The organism is Rhodopirellula sp. J20-39, from assembly GCF_057365095.1.
Genome location: NZ_CP195123.1, coordinates 5,638,345 through 5,659,531, shown reverse-complemented (window position 1 = coordinate 5,659,531; position 21,187 = coordinate 5,638,345). Strand labels below are relative to the sequence as shown.

15 protein-coding genes are annotated in these 21,187 nt (G+C 54.0%); 9 read left to right on the top strand and 6 right to left on the bottom strand.

Annotated elements, in window-relative coordinates; all coding sequences use genetic code 11:
* Nucleotides 1-3: 3 nt before the first annotated feature.
* From ACR3ZL_RS20495 to ACR3ZL_RS20470, 6 genes are read right to left on the bottom strand one after another with little or no spacing between them, the layout of a single operon-like run.
* Complete coding sequence (locus ACR3ZL_RS20495) at nucleotides 4-2,550, bottom strand: PglZ domain-containing protein (RefSeq protein WP_473651236.1); 2,547 nt, start codon at nucleotides 2,548-2,550, stop codon at nucleotides 4-6.
* Entirely contained in the window at nucleotides 2,550-6,800 is a 4,251-nt protein-coding gene (locus ACR3ZL_RS20490; protein WP_473651237.1) for an Eco57I restriction-modification methylase domain-containing protein, read from the bottom strand. The genes ACR3ZL_RS20495 and ACR3ZL_RS20490 overlap by 1 nt, the downstream gene beginning before the upstream one ends.
* A 31-nt stretch (nucleotides 6,801-6,831) precedes the next feature.
* Complete coding sequence (gene brxC / locus ACR3ZL_RS20485) at nucleotides 6,832-10,374, bottom strand: BREX system P-loop protein BrxC (protein WP_473651238.1); 3,543 nt, start codon at nucleotides 10,372-10,374, stop codon at nucleotides 6,832-6,834.
* A 14-nt stretch (nucleotides 10,375-10,388) separates the two neighbouring features.
* On the bottom strand, nucleotides 10,389-10,976 hold the full coding sequence (locus ACR3ZL_RS20480; protein WP_486172925.1) for a BREX protein BrxB domain-containing protein: 588 nt from the start codon (nucleotides 10,974-10,976) through the stop codon (nucleotides 10,389-10,391).
* Nucleotides 10,973-11,749 carry a BrxA family protein gene (locus ACR3ZL_RS20475; protein ID WP_473651240.1) on the bottom strand — a complete coding sequence of 259 codons (777 nt, stop codon included), beginning with the start codon at nucleotides 11,747-11,749 and terminating at the stop codon, nucleotides 10,973-10,975. Before ACR3ZL_RS20475 ends, ACR3ZL_RS20480 begins: the two co-directional genes overlap by 4 nt.
* The gene (locus tag ACR3ZL_RS20470; RefSeq protein ID WP_486173600.1) at nucleotides 11,746-12,288 is read right to left on the bottom strand and encodes a BrxE family protein; all 543 of its coding nucleotides are present in this window, start codon (nucleotides 12,286-12,288) and stop codon (nucleotides 11,746-11,748) included. The genes ACR3ZL_RS20475 and ACR3ZL_RS20470 overlap by 4 nt, the downstream gene beginning before the upstream one ends.
* A 219-nt stretch (nucleotides 12,289-12,507) precedes the next feature.
* Here ACR3ZL_RS20470 and ACR3ZL_RS20465 point away from each other — a divergent pair, with 219 nt between their 5' ends.
* The 9 genes from ACR3ZL_RS20465 (at nucleotide 12,508) to ACR3ZL_RS20425 (ending at nucleotide 20,420) form a co-directional block, all read left to right on the top strand.
* Complete coding sequence (locus tag ACR3ZL_RS20465; RefSeq protein WP_473651242.1) at nucleotides 12,508-12,837, top strand: helix-turn-helix domain-containing protein; 330 nt, start codon at nucleotides 12,508-12,510, stop codon at nucleotides 12,835-12,837.
* Between the two features lie 8 nt (nucleotides 12,838-12,845).
* A complete protein-coding gene (locus tag ACR3ZL_RS20460; RefSeq protein ID WP_473651243.1) occupies nucleotides 12,846-13,778 on the top strand; it encodes a nuclease-related domain-containing protein in 933 nt (310 codons plus the stop codon).
* 10 nt (nucleotides 13,779-13,788) lie between these two features.
* On the top strand, nucleotides 13,789-14,103 hold the full coding sequence (locus ACR3ZL_RS20455; RefSeq protein WP_473651244.1) for a DUF6361 family protein: 315 nt from the start codon (nucleotides 13,789-13,791) through the stop codon (nucleotides 14,101-14,103).
* Between the two features lie 24 nt (nucleotides 14,104-14,127).
* Nucleotides 14,128-14,640, top strand: a complete 513-nt coding sequence (locus tag ACR3ZL_RS20450; RefSeq protein WP_473651245.1) for a hypothetical protein — start codon at nucleotides 14,128-14,130, stop codon at nucleotides 14,638-14,640.
* Between the two features lie 663 nt (nucleotides 14,641-15,303).
* The gene (locus ACR3ZL_RS20445; RefSeq protein ID WP_473651246.1) at nucleotides 15,304-16,002 is read left to right on the top strand and encodes a hypothetical protein; all 699 of its coding nucleotides are present in this window, start codon (nucleotides 15,304-15,306) and stop codon (nucleotides 16,000-16,002) included.
* A gap of 669 nt (nucleotides 16,003-16,671) precedes the next feature.
* Entirely contained in the window at nucleotides 16,672-16,929 is a 258-nt protein-coding gene (locus ACR3ZL_RS20440) for a helix-turn-helix transcriptional regulator (RefSeq protein ID WP_473651247.1), read from the top strand.
* 96 nt (nucleotides 16,930-17,025) lie between these two features.
* Nucleotides 17,026-17,472, top strand: coding sequence for a hypothetical protein (locus ACR3ZL_RS20435; protein ID WP_473651248.1), 447 nt, complete (start codon nucleotides 17,026-17,028; stop codon nucleotides 17,470-17,472).
* Between the two features lie 210 nt (nucleotides 17,473-17,682).
* On the top strand, nucleotides 17,683-18,741 hold the full coding sequence (locus ACR3ZL_RS20430) for a primase/helicase family protein (protein WP_473651249.1): 1,059 nt from the start codon (nucleotides 17,683-17,685) through the stop codon (nucleotides 18,739-18,741).
* Nucleotides 18,738-20,420: a hypothetical protein gene (locus ACR3ZL_RS20425; protein WP_473651250.1), complete on the top strand. Its 1,683-nt coding sequence runs from the start codon at nucleotides 18,738-18,740 to the stop codon at nucleotides 20,418-20,420. Before ACR3ZL_RS20430 ends, ACR3ZL_RS20425 begins: the two co-directional genes overlap by 4 nt.
* Nucleotides 20,421-21,187 lie beyond the last annotated feature (767 nt).

The following is a 21,187-nucleotide window of genomic DNA, read 5'->3' as shown; positions in this document are numbered from 1 at the left end:
CCCTCAGATTCCAAGCTTGACTGGAATCTTGTTTGATTTCGCGAGTATCCGGTCCGTCTCTGGATCAAGAACCACGATCTCGACGCTATCGACATCGTCCCGAAGAAGCTGCACGCCGACGGTGCAGGATGTCCCTGGTTTCATTCGCACGGTCTGCGTGGAGGCCTCGTGTTCAGCATCCAGCACCATGCCGACGTGTCCCACATGCTGCCCGTTGTGGAGCAGCACAGGACGCACTGAGAAGCTGTCTTCGGAAAACAGTGAGTTCTCGGCCACGACACCGAACGTCACGATGCGATTCGCAATCTTCTCCGGCACTTTCGTCAATGTGATGTTTATGTCTAATGACTGAGCTTCGACTTGAGCGGGCATCCGAATCGAGAGGACCGGCACCAGCAATTCCTGCAGGCTCAGGCCTCCGTGGTAATAAGCGAGATCGCCACCGGCTTTGAACACGGAATTATTTGTCGGAAAGACGAAGTCCAGATCTGAGGCATACCCCAACTGCGAAGCGGAAATCCGCACGGTGGATGGCGGCGTGGAGCCACCTCGGCCTGCCCAGCAGCGGCGGTGAAGGGAAACCTGTTCTCCACCCGGCTTTTCGATTCGCTCGGATTCGTCCCGTTCGTGGATGAATAGGTGTCCGTGGTCGGCTGCGACCACGAACTTGGCGATTCCCATTCCGGCGAGACGCTTGATCGCCCTGGCAACGTTGTTGATGGCGGTGTCCATCACTTGTCGGGCAAGGAACGTGTTTCCGCCTTCACCCATTGCGTCGATCTCAACACTACGGACGAGAAGCAATGGAGCACCGGCGATTCTCTTTTGAAGTTGCGAATTGGAATGGCTCAGCACCTTGTCCAGTTCCAGGTCGACAACGTCGGGGACTTTGCCTTTCCAGACTTTGCGTCGATCATTCAGCGAGCCTGCGACCGACGTGTTGATTTTCGCTCCGATGTCCTTACCACATTCGACGACGGAGAAAGACTCTTCCGCGTCCGGCATTAAAGCGGCCATGCCAATGGGCGTGATTGTGGGAATCGCCCCGATGGCGGGTTGAACGCTCAGTTGCTCGGCGTTCTCCAACAGGCTCATCAGCTCGACGCCCATTTCATAGCGCAGGGCATCGACAAGGATGAAGCAGACAGTCTCGCTGGGGCTGTGAACTTCCTTGCTGTAGATTTGAGTTTGCTGCAGGACACCCGGAATCGACCAGCCGGACTCCTTGAACGCCGATACGAACCCAGTGGTCATTTTGTCGACGAGCGATTCGTAGTCTTTTCGGACTCGATGCACAACCCTCTCGGAAGCGATCGTGTCCGTCATGGCGGCGAGCGTTGATTCCAATTGTCGATGCAGTCGGTCAATGCGATGCCAGCCGTTTTCGGCAACGTAGCCCTCGGTCCAATTGACAACGGTTTTCTTTGAGTCCGGCAACTGCTTGGTGACTTCGGCGACAGCCATGCTCAACTGTGCGGCCAATCCGTAGGCTTGCCATTGCTCCTGACGTTCAAGTTGGTGCAGGGCCCAAAAGCTGAGTCGTCGATGTTTGACCACATCGTGCGCATCGGCAAACTTGCCAGCGACGATCAGGTTGCCGACGTGCTCCAGCAGGACCTGTTCCTCAAACCGAAACGTGTCGATGGTTCCAAGTTTCTCGGGAGCGATGCCAAGCGAGTCCAGATGCAGTTCCTGTTGAATATCATCTGCAATCTTGACGTAGTATTTCGCGTGAGTTTCCCGAACGGACTTGGCAACCTCCAGCACCAATTCCAGCTGCTTAGTGGCCGGTTGGCTCACCATATTCAGGGACGCAGGAGGATCGCCTTTCAAGTCTTTGCGGAATTCGCCGAGAAGCACGTATCGACATACCTTCTTGCGAGCATCTTCCAGTTCGGCATCTGCTGGTAACTCAAGGCCCAAACGGGATTTAATCAGCTGAAAGAGTTCCTGTTTCGCTCCTTTGTCGACAATGTCCGCATCTCGATGCGTTCCAGCGAGCCATGCAGCTAAAACAGCCGCATTACTTCCCTTGGCTTCACTGTAGATGACTTCGAGCAACGATCCCGAAGCATGCTCGTTACCGCCGCCTTCCAGCAGTCCGACGATGTCCTGGTAGGTGACATTTGGTGAACCGAGCATCTGGTCGATCTGGCCATCACCGAATCGTTTCTTCAGGACGCGGCGAGCTTCGCGTTTCAGTTGCGGTTCCCAGCGGTCTCCGCCCGCTTCGAGCTCCATCAGGATAGCCGAGTCGTCGTGGCGATCTTTGCCCGGAATGTAGATCAGCAACGGATCGGGATGATCACCCGCAACGCACGTCTCTGCGGCAAACTTGGCCTCGAAGAAAGACTCCTGCATCACGCAAAGGCTTGTACTTTTCCCCGAAACTTCGATTGAATCGATCTTGCACGTTTCCGGGGCGGCTCCACCCGCCAATTCAGCAATGAAGGTAGTGAACTCGCGGCGAGGATCGTACCACGTCACCACATGACGCTTTTTCAAACGTTCGGCAAGGCTCTGCATCAAGTGTTCGTGTAGGTCGTTCATTATGTGGTTGCCTTCCGCCGTCTGGACTTGCTGTTTCCAGCCGGGGCTGGTGCGGTGAGCAGACTCTCCAAGGCAGCCTTGACCGCGGGACTGGTTCGTTCATCAACCAGCTTCTTGACGACCGGATCCCACCCGCCTTCCGGTTCCTCTTTCGGCTGAAAGCGATCTCTGTCGTCCTGAACCCAGAAGATTTCCTCTAAACCGTGAGCGATGGCGAGACTGGAGTCGGTGACGCACTTGGGGACAACGCGTTCGGGCCAGAGATGCATGGCGAGGTGGGCCCAGTCATATTCCCCCTTAACTAACTTGTCCCAAACCTTCTTGCATTCCTTTTGCCACGACTTGTTCTGCGGGACGAGACGCCAGAGCGGGGCGAAGTTGATAATCACGCCGTCATTGAGGTCAGGATTCGACAAGGGGGCGATCCGCTCGACCTCTTCGACCATGGTTGAAAGTTCAGCGACGAACTTTTCCTGGTTTTCGATCGCCTTCCGCTGCGATCGAGTTGGCTCAGCACCGGCTTCACTTCGCAATCGTTCGAGCTTCTGCCGTTCATGGTCGAGCTTAGGTCTGACGTACTCATTAAGCACTTGGAAAAGTGTGTCTCGCGTGAATCGGTGGTAGTACAGCCAGACCGAGTAGGAAGCCGATGGAGACGCAAGCTGCCAGTAGATCGGGGCTTTGCGACGGCTCTTTGAATATCGAGCGATATGATCAACAAAAAACGACTTTCGATAGTAATCCCGAACTGACTTCGTCTTCAACAAAGTGGCGAGTTCTTGGTAAACTTCGTCAACCTGTCGCGAGTGCTCCTCTAGATTGCGGGACACTCTTTCGATTACATCGCGCGGATGGCCTGAGTCGTCGACCAAAATATCCAACACCTCACTGTCAATCTCATTCAATAGACTGCTCAAGGATTGGCCCTGCTCTTCTGGTAACACTCCCGCTTCCGGTCGCCAGAAGAGCATCCGTTTAAATGCTGAAGCGAAACCTTGCGAAGCTATTTCTTTGGCGCGAGCTTCGTAGATCTCCTTCGGAAACCACTTGCTTTGTTTCCTGATATGGGCAACATGACTGAACCCAAGCTGCAGGTCAGATGCGGCTTTCTCGTAACTCTTGTCGACCAGGAAACACAGCTTTGTGTCACCGCGACTCTGGGACGCATCTTCCTCGTCTGATCCCGCACCTGAACCCTGAAGAATTTCTACGACTGCTTTATGATCCGTCGATGCTAGCTCCCGACTCTCTCCCCAATCTCTACCCAACATGCCACACAATTCTTTTCGCTCTGTGGCGGAGAGTCCGTATGCGAGCTTCACTTCCTCGTCTACCGCCGACAACAACTTAAGTGAGTCAACGACCGCACCTTCGTAGGCGAGGTAGATGCGTTCAGCGTCCTCGACGATCGTTCCCGATACGAACGGTTCCAGACGCGCGAACGGCGCTTCCTCTCCGAAACGGAAGCTTTCAAGTCTGTCATAAGCCAGCTTGACGCGTTCGGCGATTTCATGCTGCAAGTCATCAAACTTCTCTGGAACGGGCATGCGTTCAATAAAAGTCGGTGAAAAATCGCGGGCTGCCGTTCCTGGTGCTGACGTATCGCCACCCCCAACGAATAGCTCCAGATAGAAAGCGGTTACGGATGAGTTAAGAATCCCAAGGAGTCCCCAGAGGTTTCCCGTTTTCGCTGGATAGATTCCGGGACCCTTTGGACTAATTATCGCGTCTGACGGAAGTAAGCGGGCGGCAAAATTACTCGTCGTCCTCTCCGTATAAGTCAATCCCACCCTGCCGTATAAATCGCTGTTTGATGTTCGCCGGGCGTTAGCCAATATACGCCAGTCGAACACCAAATAAATGTTCGAGTGCAAAGGACGGTATGGACCGCCTTTGCTGTACAAGGTCCATTGGCGGAAACTTGCCAAAGAGTTGTGAGGCACCTCCCAGAAGAGCCTCAGCATTTGAAAATCGTCGCCTGTCTCAAGGCCTTTCTTAGCAACAACGCCAAAGTCGGATACCGATTTCCAACTCTCCACGCGTCTCAGCCAACCATCAGAGCACCAGTAAGCGACGATCTGAGCTGGCAAGTTCAAAAAGCCACAGAGACTATGTGTAAAACAATTTGCAGCCTCAGTTCCTTCCCTTACGTGGCTCACCGACCTCAATAGCGATTCCGATTTTGTATCTGTGTGTAAAACCGAAATGAAGTCGGCAGAGGCATCGTCAAGGCAACTCGACTCACTAACATATGCCGCCGCTTCAACAACTGCACCATCAAGTACTCCATATCCAAGGTCAGCTGCAACTCGAAGGTGAGTGATGCCGCCTAATAACACTTGCTTGCGCCAGTCTTTGAGCAGGTCTTTAAACAAAGCAAGACGACTCGATAACACTCCAACGCGTCCCCCGTGTGACAATCTGCTAGCGAATCGCTCGACGAATGCCGCAAATATATCTTGAGTTGAGCTGCGTAAGCATTGATAAAGATACTTCCGAGACGGTATCGTCGGCTCACCGAATGGCGGATTCATGATCGCCACGTCGTATCGAGTCCGGCAAAGATCAATGAAGGCGAAACCTCGTGCCGCATCGGCAGTAAATAGGCTGCGTTGATAACCGATTCCCTCGGCTCTTTCTGCATACCGACCGAGCGCATCGTAGATCCTAGTCTCAGCTTCGTCCCAAAATGACTCATCCGTAATACCGAGGGTCAAGTCGAGCTGCTGTTGAACGGTCTTCGGACTGGCGTCGAACAAAGTTTGCTGGTTGAACTCCGGGCGTTTCAACCACTGCTTCTTGGCTTTCGCGACTTCCTCGGCTATGTCTTCTTCGATCATCAGCAGCGATCCGGCTTCGCCCGCCAGCTTCATCACCTCGAAGACTTTCCGCACTAGACTCGCCAAGAACCGGCCTTCGGCATCGTCCGACAGGTGCTCGGCGATGAACTCATCCAGAAACGCCGCTTCGCCCGGCATCGGCTCGGCACAGACGATATTCGACCGCGAAATCGGTTGTCGTTGTTCTCGCGCGATCTGAAACTCATTGAAGGCCCGTTGACCACGCATCCACAGCGCCAATGCAGCGATCTGAGCCGCACGTGGGTCGATGTCAATTCCATGTAAATTGTGAGCCAGTAACAGCCCTGGTAACGCCGCGTGAAGCTGCTGAAGGTCGATATAGTCGTCTCGCAGACGCCGCCCGGTGACTTCCGACTTCGGACTTGCTTCGTCGTGCCAGGCTTCGTCGTAAATCGAGATCAACAAGTCGAATGCGTACAACAGAAAGTGCCCGCTGCCACAGGCCGGGTCAAGTATCTTGAGCTCTCGCGGGTCTTTCTTCGGTCGGTGCGGGATGTAGGCCGTCTTCTTGAGCAGTTCTTCTTGGCTGAAATCTTGCTCGGCGTCGTCGGACGGCGCTTCCTGGCCTTCATTCAGAAATACTTCGCTTGGACGGCGAACCAAATACTGGCACTTATCGTCCAACCGCGTTTCACCTTTTCGCATCTCGTACCAGATTCGGCCCAGCGTGTTGTCGGTCAGGAATTCGACAACGTAGCGAGGTGTAAAGAACTGGTTGCGTACGGCTAGTTCACGACTGTTGCGCGGAGCCTGCGACTCCTCACGCATCTTCTTCCGCTCTTCGCCGCTGTTGAAGTACTGGTAAACCCAGCCAATCGTTTCGTCTTCACTCCAAACGTCCGCCAGGTCGGTTTGGCCCAGAATGTCCAGCAATTCGGTCAGTGCACCCCGCCGCGGCCACATCAGACTGGCTGGATCTCTCCGATCAAATAATACTTTGACTTCAACGGTTAGCTCATCAAACAAGCATTCCAGATACAGCCGGTAACCCCCGTCGTCCAAACTCGATAATCCCGGAGCAAGCCCGCAGAATTCTTTGAAACCGCCTGAAGCGTCCCCTTTAGAGACACACTCCTGCAGCATTCCTCGCGATTCCAACATTCGCAGCGCAACAAACCGATTGAGGAATGTGAAAGCTGCTTCGCGGGTATATTCTTCAACAGCCTGTTGTGGCGTTTTCCCATGTGCTTTGATGTGCTCAATCGCGTCGACCAGCTTTTGCCGAGTCAGTCGCTGCCGCGCATCGAGGTGCTTTCCCGGCTCAGGCAAAATCTTGCCATCGGGGAGCACATCGAACGTACCTTCCAACTGCTCGGCAAATTCCTCTTCCAGAATTCGCCGAACCTGTTGAGTGGCTCGCTGCAGTTTGTTGCGTGTATCTTGATCCATGCTTGTCTTGTATTCCCAAATGCCGACGCAATTACTGAATCAGCACGCGTTTGTTTTTTCCAATGTGATGCAGACACTCGTCGCGAAGACTGCTGAGGGCCGTATCCAGTTGTTCTTCCGTGTCGATCCCGCCTTTGAAGTGGCCGCCCACTTTCACCTGCACAATCCGGTCGCCTTCAATTAAGCGGTGCACTTCGGCCACAGCATCCGCGAGTCGCTTGTCGCACGCATCAACATCGGCTCGCAGTTGTGGAATCGGTGTTGTGCCGGGAACATCGCTCGAAGTACGACTGGAAAGCGGATCACCAATCCGCTGTTGCACGTCTTCATCCAGTTGGTCCCAGCCTGTGGTCGATTTCAATTGCTCAATGGCAGACGTGTAACAATCCGACCGAGCCTGAACAGCCGCCTTGAACGTGGCGTCATACAGACCTTCCAATCGTCCGGCATGTTGATCGATGCTTGGAAGCTCCTTGTAGAACGTTTCCTTCTGCATTAGATCGGATAGCTGTTCGGCACATTCCCGATCTTCTTCAGTCGTGTCGGCTTCCTGCGACAGAAACGGCCAATGATGTTTCAGCACGCGACGTGCTCGACTGAGTGCCTGTAACTGCGGCTCGGCAATCGTGGACTGAATGTCGGCTGCCCTGGCCAAGGCGTCCTTGAGTTCGGCGTGACCGCTGGCGAAACCCAGAATTGTCTCTTCCTCGCCCGCCGTGGAGATCTGCTCCATCTGACTGATCCCGGAAGTGAACAAATCGGTGCCCGGTAACTGGTGCCGCTCCAACATCGCTTGCACTTCACGCAACTCCCGTTGCCGACTGATCGCCTTTTCGCGAATTGCCTTAGCAACTTCGTCCTGGGTCAGCTGCTTGATCTCTTCGCCAAATGTGCTCTTGAACGCGTCGGCCGCTTTGACGACCTCCGCAAAGTCCAACACCTTCTTTGGACGGAAAGTCGCCGAACGGAACTTCGTATTGTTGGTGAAGACGTCACTGGCACCGAAGTCTTCCACGGCATTGATTGAAAGCCCCTGGCTGGTCGCTGTAATTTGCCCCGCTCGCAGCAGGCACAATGTGAAAAGCTTGACGACGTCGACATCCCAGCCGTAAGGCGAGCTACCGAATTCCGCCTCCAGAGCTTTCCCTTGGGGATTGATGCCGTAGTCGCTTTTGTTGCTGACCCAAGTGAGCATTTCGCCAAGCGGACCGGAGTCGGTTTCGACAACCAACGTCCCGCCTTCGTTGCGAAGCAGTTTGAGAGTGGAGAAGACTGAGGGAAGTCCTCGCAAGTCCTCACTCTCCAGCATGGCCGTGAGATCTTTCTTGGCAACGCGGGCTGCTCCATCGGAAAACCGATCAAAGACATCGGGTAGCGAATGAGCCAAAATGCTCTCAGCGGCTTTCACAACCGTGACGTCATTCTCATCCGGGCTGCGATCGTTGCCACGGAAATAGACCATTGACGAAAGAGCAGCTTGTTCCAGCAGCCTTCGTACTTCGCCACGATGCGTATCGCGGCGGCGGCCCTCCTCAGAGAGCAACCGTGTTTCCGCTGACGTTTGGGCTCCGCGTTCTTTCTTGGTGATCATCTCTTTCGAACGAAAGACTTCGGTGACTTCCTTGTCGATTTTTTCATCGACCGGAATGACCCAGAAGACCGTTTCACGTTCAGCCTGACTTTGGCGACGTGATTCATCACACAGTCGTTCATAGTCGGCTTTGTCTTCAGCGAGGCGAACCTGAAACTGAATGTCGCCCTTGATTCTTTCGCGACCGTCGAGCCACAAGCTGCCTTTGAACACTCGTGTGCTGAGCAGTGTGTGACTGGGCTGGGGCTGCCAAAGCCGTTCCATCGTTTCGCGAAGGATCTGATTGGTGTCGGCTCGCTTTGGCTTGAGGGCAGCTCGCTGAGTTTCCCAATCGTCTTCGGTCGGTGTCGGAATGCGATAACCATCGTCGCCAAGCCGGATCTTATGAGCCGCAACCAGCGCCTGCAGAGCTTGATCCACGCTGGCCCGAACTGAATCGCCGCCTACCTTCGGGTAGAGAGCAGCTGCGATGTTCTCAGCATTACGGTGGATGCTTTTGACGAATTGCAACAGACAGATGGTTTTCGCCACTCTCTGTGCGAAAGGATGCTCCACTTCGGCTTCCAGGCGATCGATCTTGTCGCGAATCGTACTGTCGATGTTGTCGCGAACGAGATCGTAGATGTGCTCGACGGTTACCAGTTGTCCGACTTCACAGTCTCCCAGTCCGGTCTTCGGGTGTGCGAGCAACTGCTGTGCAAGTTTGATGACCGTTCGATTCGCACCGCCCACATGACGACTTGCTCCGCCCTGCGTTCGCAGGCCAGAAACCACGTGAATCACGAAGTCGACCTGATACGGGACCATCGGGTAGAGTTCGATAAAACTCTCGCGGTTGATCTGCGGCAACTTGATGTCGGCTGATAATGCCGCATTGGCCGCGAGGCTCCCACGATTCGCTTCAAAGAGGGCTGCCAGCATTTTTTCTGAGTCAGCGGTCTTCGCCAAAACTCGCTTGCTTGTGACTTCGGAAATGTCGCTTGGCTCCAGATGGACTTGCAAAGGGAAGCGATCCATGAGTCGCGCCAGCTCGACACGAGAATCGTCGAGGCCACCGACAAGTTCGTTCAGCTTCTCCTGCGAAGTCACCACAACCCAAAACTGCCCCTGGCCGACTCGTCCGAGAGCCTGCACAATGCCCTGCAGGTCAAGCATTTTGTTGACGGTGCGAGCGACGAATTGACCGACTTCGTCGATAACGAAAACCAAGTTTCGATTCTCGCCGCGACGGGCCGTCAGTTCTTTGCAGCGCTGGGCTAAATGGTTAGGGCTAACGTCAGCTCTCTCTCGTGCGCCCTTTACCCATGAGTCGGGTGAGGAATATGTATCCGGCTCCAGTTCGTGCAGGACACGACTGGCTTCGTTCATGGCAAAGGCGACGAGGTTCTTGGCCTTGTCCCAATCTTTCTTCGGGAAGAGCCTTTGGTAGGTTTCCTTGAATTCCTCGAGGCGTCCCTCTCCTTCAAGTGTGATTTCGAGCTCAGCGAGATCAAGGTCACTGGCGTACCCAAGATGTTCCAGAAGCTGCCGGTACATGATCTCGGTTAACATCTGGTTGCCGTGCATCACACCACGCTCGGTGGCAACGTCGAAGATCACCGCTTCGGTAGGGATCTTCTCGACGACGGTCTTGATAAGGACCTGAACCTTGTGATCGCCAATGTGTGTCGCGAGTAAGTTACTGGTCGTATCGGTCCCAAGCTGACGGTTAGCCAGAGCTAGGCCCAGCAGTTTCGCAAAGCTCGATTTACCGGAACCGAAGAAACCAGAGACCCACACCGCCATCCGATCGCTCGGTTTGTTCGGCGACTCGCTATAGGCTTCAAGAATCTCGACGAAGTTGCTCAGGATCGTTTTGGTGACGATGTATTCGCTGATCTCGGCGCGGATCACATCTTCATCGGCCTGGTCGACCTTGATGACTTCGCGAATATCTCGATGAATATCGCGAGCGAATATTTCTTTGATGTGTTGTGGTGCCATCAATTGATTTCCTGTCAAAGAAGCTTTGCTCGGTAGTTGTGCTCAGCATCGTGCACGCCCATGAAGCTCAATCCGGCTGGCGGAATGAGCTCGCCGGGGTAGAACAGAACACCGGGAATCTCCAGCTTCGCCTGAAAGTGTTCGACCAAGGTGGATGTGCGGTAGCACGGGTACAGAGCTCCGGCACGTGTGATCCACAGAATGTCTCGATGGGGATCGGCATCTTCCGGGACCTTACTCAGAACCAATTGGTCCAGCGGTGAGTACTCGCTGAGCACTTGGTGAATCGTCTGTGCAACCGTTTGATGCCCGTTGTGTCCGAGCATGACTTCGTTTTCGACGAGCTCCTCAGGTGAAACCCCCGCGTTGGTGAGCGCCTCTATCAAGCAATCCATGAGCGAGACGCGAACAATGCGTTTGCCTTTCTGCTCGAGCCTTGTCTGAAGCAGTGAAAGCTCCTGACGCAGTTCGAACTCTGCCGCCGGGTCATACAAAAAAATGCACAATGGCATGTCCTTGTAGGCACTGATGTCAGGACGCGGATCTTGCTTGGACAGGCTCGGCTCGAGCGTATCGCGGAGTCGTGAATTCCAATCATTCATAGGGCCACGCTCCTGACGTATTCGTCGGTGTTCTTGTACGGCAGTGTCAGTTCCAGAAAACTGCCCGCGCGCTCAAACCGCAGTTTTCCGTATTGGTGAAGCCGTAGGAGTTCTTCCTCAACCTCGTTTGCCTTCATCAAGAATACCCGCCAATCTTCCGCCTCGATGACTCTACGTGTGTTGTTCTCGCGTTCCATCAAGACGTGAAGTAGGTACATCAGGCTGCGTTCAGGAAGTCGATAGGCGTCGAATTCCTTTCGAACACGGCCACGGATCAAATGGAACTCGCCAGCAATTCGTAACAGGCCGGTTGCTGTTCTCCTACGAGTGCTTTCGCTCCACTGGTCCAGTAGGGCAGCTTCTTTCGCAACGGCGGTCACAAAGTCGGTCGCGTTGTCAATTGTGACAACGACGATTCCGTTCTCGCGCTGCACAAACAACCACTCGGAAAAGAATCGCCACAGCAACAGGTCATGGTGACACGCGTGCCACAAATAGATTGGTTGCCAGTCCTCGATATGCCAACCACGTTGCACGAGATCGATGAGGATCGCGTCGGTCCCCGTGAGATCGAGTCTGCGATTAAGCGTTTTTGTAAACTGCCGCAGCCACCCAGCGGACGGCGCCCCAACCGCATTTTCCTCTACGATCAGCCGCTTGTTTTCGGCAAGGGTCGATTCCGCTCTCCACGTACCTAAAGCACGGTACGTCGTCTCTACGAAAAGCCCTTTCGCAGCCAAGAATGAACTCAGCCTGACGTTATCAACGATCATTTCGGGAAGTCCGCTTCCCGAATAAACGGCACCGCCAGCTTGCCCGGCTCACTGCTTCCATGTGCAACTGCCAGCAGTTCGATAGCCTCGATAATACTTTCGCTCTCAATTCTCAGAGGAACCGATTTCAAGTCGTCTGCACGCCGGAGCCCCTTCGCACGACTAGCAGATTTCTCTGAAACAAGCCCTAGGGCTACCAAGACAGTGACAAAGTCACTGCTCGCCACTTCGTCAATCGTCACAAGCAGATCCTTCCATTCATCAGGGCTCTCCAGCCAGCCGGCCCAGGCATCGTCCAACTGATCCTCGATCTCGGCGGGCAGACGCCATAACGTGCACGAGTCCGGCGGATCGAAGACTTCTTCGGAGCGGGATGCTGCTACTGCAAATGCAGCCCTCGACCGAGCGAACACATGACTCTTCGGGAAGCCTCGCGAGAGTGCGAGTTCACCAACTCGGCTCAGCAGCCCTTTCGTATTCCACCACTTGGAACGATCCATCTCACCTTGTCTCGCAACAGCTAGGCGGAGCGAAACCACTTTCCTTGTAAAGGGGTCAGCATCCGCAGTGAATGGAGCTAGCTGGGTTTCAGTCACGACTACTCTACTTTACGTATTGACTTGGTTTGTTTTTAGCCTCGAACTATCGCGTCTCGCGTCAACTGCTTCCGACATGCGCCGAGGCAATCTTCTTGACCTAAAAGTGCAGGTAGCATACGCTCTCCCGGGGGCCTTCACAATCACAGGAGCGCTGGTGTCATGCAGTTTGGTGAAAAGGTGCGAATACTACGCGCCCAACAAGCAATGACTCAGCAAGACCTCGCAGATCGCATGGATGTGAGCGTGTCATACATCAGCAAGGTCGAGAACGGCAAGTTGCACTTCGGCGATTACCCTTCGGAGAAGTTCATCCACAAGTTGGCGGGTGAGTTGAGAGCTGACGAAGACGAGCTACTTCTTCTAGCGAACAAAGTGCCTGCGTCGATCCGGAAACGAATTCTTCAACGTCCAGAGCTGTTTCGGAAGTTGGCAGCGATGGATAACCAGTCGCTGGACGCGTTGGAGTCGTCGATCGGAATAGGGGGATAGCAACATTGATGGCAATTGTGGGCTGGCTTGCTGTTTTTCTCGGCACGGTTTTGGCTTTCGTGCTGGGCATGTTGCCGTTGGTGGTGTGTGTTGCCTATTGGCGTCGGCTGCAGTCGCAAAAGACTCGCCAGAACCCTCTGACGCGGACACTGCTACGAAGCCCTGGTCATTCACTGCGTAAAAAGATCGATGATCTCGATATCGAAGTGGACTCGATACTTACCGCATGGATGTTGCTCCCTGCGATTATCTGCCTAGCACACGTATCGGATTCATATTTTCGCGGAACACCCGAAAGCACCGGACGAGTCGTTGCTGGTTTTGTCGCTGCCATTGGCCTCTCGCTCGTGATCGGTCGCACGCTTATCAAAAGACTCGAAGAGCTTCGCAAGTTCAAGCTTGGGCTGGAAGGTGAACTGGCGACTGGCCAAGAACTTGACCAACTGATGCTGGAAGGATGTCGTGTTTTTCATGACATCCCGTTTCCGTACGGCAACATTGACCATGTCGTGGTCAGCCGCAGCGGCGTATTTACGGTCAATACGAAGATGCGAGGCAAACCGAAGGAAGGCGAGGGTAAGGCGGAGATCGTTGTGGATCACGAAAAAGACGAGATTCGATTCCCTGACTTCAAATGGCGAATTCCCAACAAGCAGTTAGAGACCGAATCCCGATGGCTCTCGCAACACCTGTCTGCAGCGATGGGTGAGACCATTGAAGCTGAGCCGATCCTGACGCTTCCCGGTTGGTTTGTTTCCCGGAGAATCGGTCGCGGGAAAATTTGCGTCATCAACCCGGTGAAGCCGAAGCGGTTCTTCGTCCATTCGAAGCAAGTGTTTTCGGACACGCGAATCGTTCAATTGGCCCACCATTTGGAGCAATTGTGCCGCGACGTGCAACCGTCGTTCCGTGAGGATCCAAGCTGGGATAAGCAAAACTAAGAGATTGCCCATGACATCAACGTTTACGTGGCTTGATTATTCCGAACACGAACGTCGTAAGATGCTCGATGTGATCGATCTGTTTGGTGAGAAAACGACTCGCGACGAATTGGGACTGGGCGGCGTGCGTGATGCATTTGCGGGATTGCTGTTTCCTGGGACGCCCACGATCCAAACCAGAGCGAAGTACTTTCTGTTTGTGCCCTGGATGTATTTGGATCTAGAGCGGAAGAAGGTGACGTCGTCCAAGATTCGTGGACGCGCCCGCGACTCTGAAATCTGGTTGGCAAAGCAACTTGGCGATGCAGATGGTGTTGTCGGCTAGGTTGCCAAGGAGTCGCTGAAGCGATTGCCGAGCAGCGTGTATTGGCAGGGATTGTCGGCATGGGGCATCCGGCGGTATCCGAACTCGCAGAGTGAGTATCACCGCTCGCTCGATCTGTTTTACGCCCGTCATAAAGGACACGCTTTCCGAAAGAACATTGCAAGCTGCTTCGCCGACGCTGCGATCTCGCCTAGCGAGAACGATCCGTGGGAAGCAATGTTCCGTTGCGCAAAACAAGATCGAGACGTTTCGGACAATGACCTTACGCAGTTTTGGCTTTTCCCCAGCGGTGAGGCGAAGATTGAACGCCACGTTCCCGCGTTGCCTCATAGTCGCGAGATTGAGCAGCAAGCGAATCTACAACGATCACTCGTACTTTACCGAATGGAGTTCGGTCAAAATCGACAAGAAGATTTGATCGCGTATTTACGAGGTCGATTTTCGGATGACGAAATCGCAAAAATGATCGAGGATTGTCGCATCGACTTGCCACCGCAGATCTCCGCGAGCTCTGCCGCGCCCAGTCCGATAAACTGAGCCAAAATTAGATGCTTGCCAGGATGAATTCTTCTTGGGAGCGACGTTCTAGACACATCATTCTCGTTGACGGCGACGTACAGAGACTTTTCGCGGCCGAGGTGATAAACTGGTCCAGTTCGGTTGTCTACCATCTACAAGATATTGTAGTAAATGCCATCAAATGATGACGTAGCTGACGATTTGAAATAGCAAACACTCTGAAAGAGCATCTTGGAACACTTTTCCTGAGATCAAACTGCGATGCCATCTCCATTGCGTAACGAAAGCGAGTTGTCGAAACTGGAACGTCGTCAGATTGACATAATCCGCGAGACAACATCGCAAATTGAATGGTGCGTGATTCTGGGGGTCGAAGGAGGATACACGGGGAATGACGAATATCCTTCCCAGTTGTGTGAAGATGCGGTTATTGAGATGCGTAAGTTTTGCATCCGCCTTCAGTACCCCCAGGATGCACCCAGCTCTTGTGTCCTACGGGAGTGCGAGCACATCCATACGAGAAAGTTTGTCAATAACCGGGGTTTTTTTGCATACAATGCTTTCGTTTTTGGTAGCGCCGGTGCAGCCAAAATCTGGAACGCTCTGGAGCTGTCTTCCAATGACGCCGGGACAAAGCTTCTGATACCTCGCCGAATTAGAAGTGGTATATCAGACGACAATATGTTGGTTATGACTCGTTACGCGTTTCGAACGCAGTACCCCTCAACGCCAGGAGATCAAAACGAAATAGACATAGATGAAGACGACCAAGACGACCAAGACGACCAAGATGATCCATGGGTGCCCGAAAGGGTGCTTCGGGTTGGCGGAATCGATCAACCACTTCGAACCGGGCCTGTCCCAACCATAAAAGAGATTGATCCAGATTCCTATGATGATCTGCAATCTCATGTTAACTGGTTGTTCGATATTCACTGCATCGACTTCGCTACTGCCGCCATCCACGCAATCATGGCTTCCCGGTCGAATCCATTGTCTGACTTCAAAGAGGAGTGGCGGAAATGGATGGAGGAAGTATGGGAAACGTGCAAGACGGAACGCGGAAACCTTAAAACGATGCCTGTTTGGGATGACGAGCCCAGGGAAGCTCTCGACTCGATGTTTGCGGACAAGGCGACCGAAGTAACGCTTGAGCAAGCTCGTTGGCTGTACTGGAATTGGGAACGGATTACACCTCGTTGGAAGCTCGCTGTGGAATTCAATTCCGTTTGGTCTATTGGCAGTCGTGAAGTGGGCTCCGTCGCAAAGCAAGAAAAAGCGTTGCAAAACAATGCAGTTAACACGTGCAGGGGCTGGCTGAAAGTTTACCAGGAGGGATGCGACCTCGCAGATCCGAGAGCCGATCCGCCCTCGCAGTAAGCCGTCATCAAATTGCACCTGAAAGGTTTTTCGGTGCTACCGATATCACTGCCATCGCTCGCAATCGCATTCACGGATCGAGGGCGACTGGACCGACTGGAAACGGACCGTCCACAATTTGCAAATCTTAGAGGACAAGGTCTATCAAGACTTGATCGAGCTGGACACTTGGGTGTGGCTTTCTGCTCGAACCGTCGGCAACTGAAAGCTGGTGCCTGCGGCACCAAATACAGCCGTTTGATAAGGGCGAATCGAAAATCTCGCACCTTCCATTGTGAGCGTTTTGTTCGTTTTGGCACGTCTTGAATGGTGCTGGGACACGGCTTTCCATCGCATTCCAATGGAATTCTAAATTTTTTCAGGACGCCATGTGTGCGCCGGCTAGGCGATGTCTATGCCGCGAGCTGGGGAGCTTATCGGCTCATCGCTGCGTAGGTCACCATTCGGTGGGACAGCGGTGCAACGGAAGTGTTTTGCCGTTCTGGCAAGCTGTTTTGTGCCGCTTGACGCTTCGCTTTTTGATGAGGTTTGAAGGCGAATCCTACAGAAACCAAGTCGCATGTCTTCTAGCTTTCCAATGGAAAGTCGGGTTAACGGAGGCAAACTCAGAGCTTGAGGACTAGGGAGGCTCTCCTAAAATTTTCCAGTGCAGCCAATGGTGGACTGCACATGGCTCCACATTCAAGAAACCGCCAAGAGGTGACAGAATTGTTTGACAACAGTGAATCAGTACAGGCAGTACATGAGTGCTACGACGAGGTCGACATCGGCCGGATCCTAAGATGCTCGACCCGCACCGTGCGTCGACGGGTGCATGCGGGCGAGATCATCGCACCAATGAAAATCGGTCGACTCTCACGGTGGCCCCGCTCCACGTTCGACCAATGGCTCTTTCAGGAAGGGGGGAAGACGAGTCAGCCCCGCTAACACGAATTAAACAGCCAACCGGCCGCCGCGACGGTGAGACAGAGCGGACGGCCGATTGGCAGATGTCACGACTTAACCCATTCAAAAGGAAAACACATGACTGAAGTAGTGTACTCGCCTAACGTGCCTGCATCAAATGAACCCGGTGGCATCGCCACCGCGAAGTCGGTGATGGTGCCTCGCTGGATGCCTGAGATGATTTGCGACATCGCCGATCGCTACAGCGGACAGGAGACTCTGAGCTGGGAGGAGTTGCGAGGTATTCAGGTGCCAAGGCTGCTCGTTCGAGAGCTTGGCCCTCCTGTAGAGCGACCAGAGGGAGTGCCGCTCACTGAGGTGCTGTGGCGAGCGGTTGAACTCTTGCGCATCGAATCAGAAGTCGATGAGCGACTACTGGGGCGATCAGATCAGCATAGCCTTTGCCAAGCGGTGATCGCTGCAGTCAACGCGACATGGGCAGCTGACGATGCCTCTGACTCAGTAGAACTGCTGCGGATCGAGCAACAGCTTGGCTTTTACTACCCCTTCGGCTTAGGAAGCTAGTGGCATAGCTGGTGCAGACGCAACTCGCCGTCGGCACCACCGAATCACGTCTCATTTAGCGCCGCCACCGGTTTCGATCGGTGGCGGCTGTCGCCGTAGCATTTGCGGCAATCTTGGGCAGGTATTGAGTCGCATCTGCCCCTGTTCACGTTGTTATTTATTCGCCCTGCCTCCATTCCTGGTGGCTGATGCGTTCTTTGGAAACAATATATGAGTAAGAAGCACAAGTATCGTAATTGTCGACCGGTAGATGAACTGAAGGATGCTGCCTTTGGTCAGTGGATAGAGATACTGGGTGCGGCAGGTATCCCTAGCCATTTACTTGATGGTCGTGGACACCCGTGCCCCAGGTGTGGCGACGGAAAGAATCGGTTCGCTGCGTTTCGAGATGTTCGTAATCGAGGTGCGGTGCACTGCCGTCACTGCTTTACAACCGGCAGCGTCATCAGGCCGGGTGATGGACTTGCTACGTTGCAGTGGTTCATGGAGATTGATTTTCTCTCTGCTTGTCGGTGGCTGGCTGACTGGCTGGGCATGCTTGATCAGAGTCCGAAGGCAGCGTTCAAACCCAGGGATATCGTCAGCATCCTGAAGATCGGAGCCGCTCAGCCTCGAATAAGTAGCAGCCAACAATCCGACATCATGAATGTCGCATTGGAGTCGCACGCAGCCATGACACCACGTAGCTGGAAATCGTTTTCCGATCACCTCGGATTGCCGATTGAGTGTCTTAAGCTGTTGAAGGTCGGATGGTCGTCGCGGCACCAAGCCATGACGTGGCCAATGGAGGACGCAATGGGGAACATTGTTGGTGTCCGCCTTAGATCCCTCGCCAATGATAGGAAGTGGGCTGTACGAGGTGGATGTACAGGCGTGTTCGTGCCCACCGGATTGACTGCTCCGTTGGATCGACTCTATGTCGCCGAGGGGCCGACAGACACCGCCTCGCTACTGTCGCTCGGACTGCAAGCGATCGGGAGGTCATCCGCGTCCAGTTCGCTGGGCGTTGAAATGGGAAAGGTGCGTTGTCTCTTTGTCTCGGAGTGTGTGATTGTTGCGGACCGAGACAGCGTTGGCATTGCGAGTGCTAACCGACTGGCAGATTCACTGTTGACAATGTGTCGATCCGTACGCGTCTTGATTCCGCCGGATGGCTTTAAGGATGCACGGGAATGGGTGCAGTCCGGTGTTACTAAGGAAGTGATCGATGTTGCGGCTGATCGAGTGCCGACACGCAGCCTGAAGATTTCATCGGAGGTGACACTATGAGCGTTGACAAACCAACCGAGATCACAGTGGAGCAATCGTCTCCGAATTTAGCTTTGGTGGCAAACGCTAATGGTCGCAACGGCTCTGCCGACGTGATTTGCCGACTTGGCGAGGATACAGTTCATCGAGACCGGGTTACGCCCGCTAAGGCGTCGGACCGACGCAAGTATGTCGCTGCGGTAATGGAAAAGCTCGGCGATCAAAGTGCAGTTACTGAGGACTCGCTAAATGCAGAATTCCTTCGAATCGCCGATCGGCTCGATCAGCAATCGTTTAGTGACGATTCCGGACGTGTCGCCGATGACGATGGTGGGAGTGAACTACCGACGACCGCAGTGGTACGACCAGAATTGATTATCCGCGAAGATATTTCTGCTATCGCGATTCCGGTGCAGCGTCAATCGGGTTCCGGTATTGTCGGGTCATGGAAACACTACCTACGGTCGCCGGAAGGTCGGCGATGCGAGCCGCTGTCAGACCGTTTGGAGATCGCTCCCGGAGAGACCATCTGGCTATCACCACATTGTTCCATTCCCACAACAACCGATGTCAAGGCATATAACCGGTGGAGTCTCAATAGCCGAGAGAGGTGGCTTTCAGGTGCTTCGGTGCCGACGACCGGGGAGGTGCTCCGAATGGTGGCGGAGCAGATCGACCGTTATATCGTTCTGCCACCAAGTAGTGCGGACGGTCATGGGCTAACATTGGCCGCTTGGGTCATGATGACCTACTTATATCCAGCACTTCCTGCGGTACCGTACATCAACTTGGTGGGGCCAGCAAACTCCGGCAAAACTCGGACGATGGACGTGCTGCACAGGTTGGCCTTTCGACCAACGATGACGGGCAATGCCTCAGCGGCGACAATATTCCGCATTCGTCATGCGTTCGGTGGCGTAATGATGTTGGACGAAGTCGAGCGAATGGGGGATCCAAGAGCTCAGGATGTCCAGCAGGTGCTATCCATTCTGTTGTCGGGCTATCGCCGTGGCGGCACAGCGGTGCGGATGGAGCCTCATGGAGATACTTTTCGTTCGGTAACGTTCGATTGCTATGGCCCCGTCGTCCTGGGAGCTATTCGCGGGTTACCGCCGGCCTTAGCGAGTCGGTGCATTGCAGTTCGCTTGCAACGAGCGTCAAAAAGCGATCCGCAAGCACGTCGCTCGCTCGACAATTCACCCGAGTCGTTCAATGAGGTGCTCGATGCACTGCATTGCTGGGCACTTGAGTATGGTTACGCTGCGATCGCAACACCGCCGCCAGCGAACGCGCTTGCCAACCGCGATACGGAACTTTGGGGGCCATTGCTGAGCATTGTTGAGCATGCAGACGATCCAGCCATACTCCAGTTACTCATCGATCATGCAGAGAAGCAAAGTGCGATTGCTGCCGATGATGCGGTGCCGCAGGCGGATGGCGTGTTTTTAATGGCGTTGCGAAGTTTGCTGGTTCAAGGATTCCGCCCGACGGCGGGAGAAGTCCTAAAGGCATCACGATTGATTGATGAAGACGTAGTGGATAGCGTTTGGTCGGCCAAAGGAGTAGCGTCAGTGTTGAAACGCTATGACCTGCGGACGAGCAAAACAAACGGCAAGCGGCTTTTCAAGGTCCATCCAGATGTTGTGACCGCGATCGCAGAGCGTTACGCCTTCGACCTTGGAAACGAGGAGCATTTATGATCCGCACTAACACATGCCTGGATTCGTGCCCTACGTCCCCTTCGTACCCTGCCCCGAATGCCTTTACTACTAATATTTACACAAGGGAGGGCACATTGGGGCACATAGGGCACGTTGTACCCTCTCCGGTGCATCGTGGACTACTTGACGGCTTGTTCGGAAACGCAGTGCCGTCGCCGAGCGTAGAGGCTTCGGCGGTACGTGATTCGGTACTCGAACTGTCATCGGGCAATGATTGCCGCCACTGCAAATCTGCGATGCTTATCGAGACGGATTCCAGTGTCATCTGTGGAGAATGCGAGGCCGTGCAATGGGTGCTCACAGATGATTCGATCGTTCATCCCGATGTCGTTCTCGTCGCTTACGACGAACTATCGCCTGACGAGATCGATCAGTGCAGTGGGTGTCAGAGGTTTTGCGACACCCAGTCCTTGACCGGTTCTTGGCGATGTTCGCAATGTGATCCGGACGCAGCTAGTCGCTGGATCAAAACCAAAGAGCTATTGGCTTGCGTGGAGAGAATCAACCGCGAGCAACGATTTAAAAGTAAAAAGAAGACCATATCCAAAGATTCCCAAGCAGGTATTTCTACCAATGAGTAACGAACGATCTGATTTCCCGGCTGTTCACCGACCGCTGACAAAAAAAGAGACTGCTGCGTATTTCTCGGTGACTGAGCGAACCATCGACCGTTGGTTGCTAGATGGCACTTTGCCTGACAGTGTGAAGTTCGTCATAGGCGGCTCAGTGCGTTTTCGATTTGATGT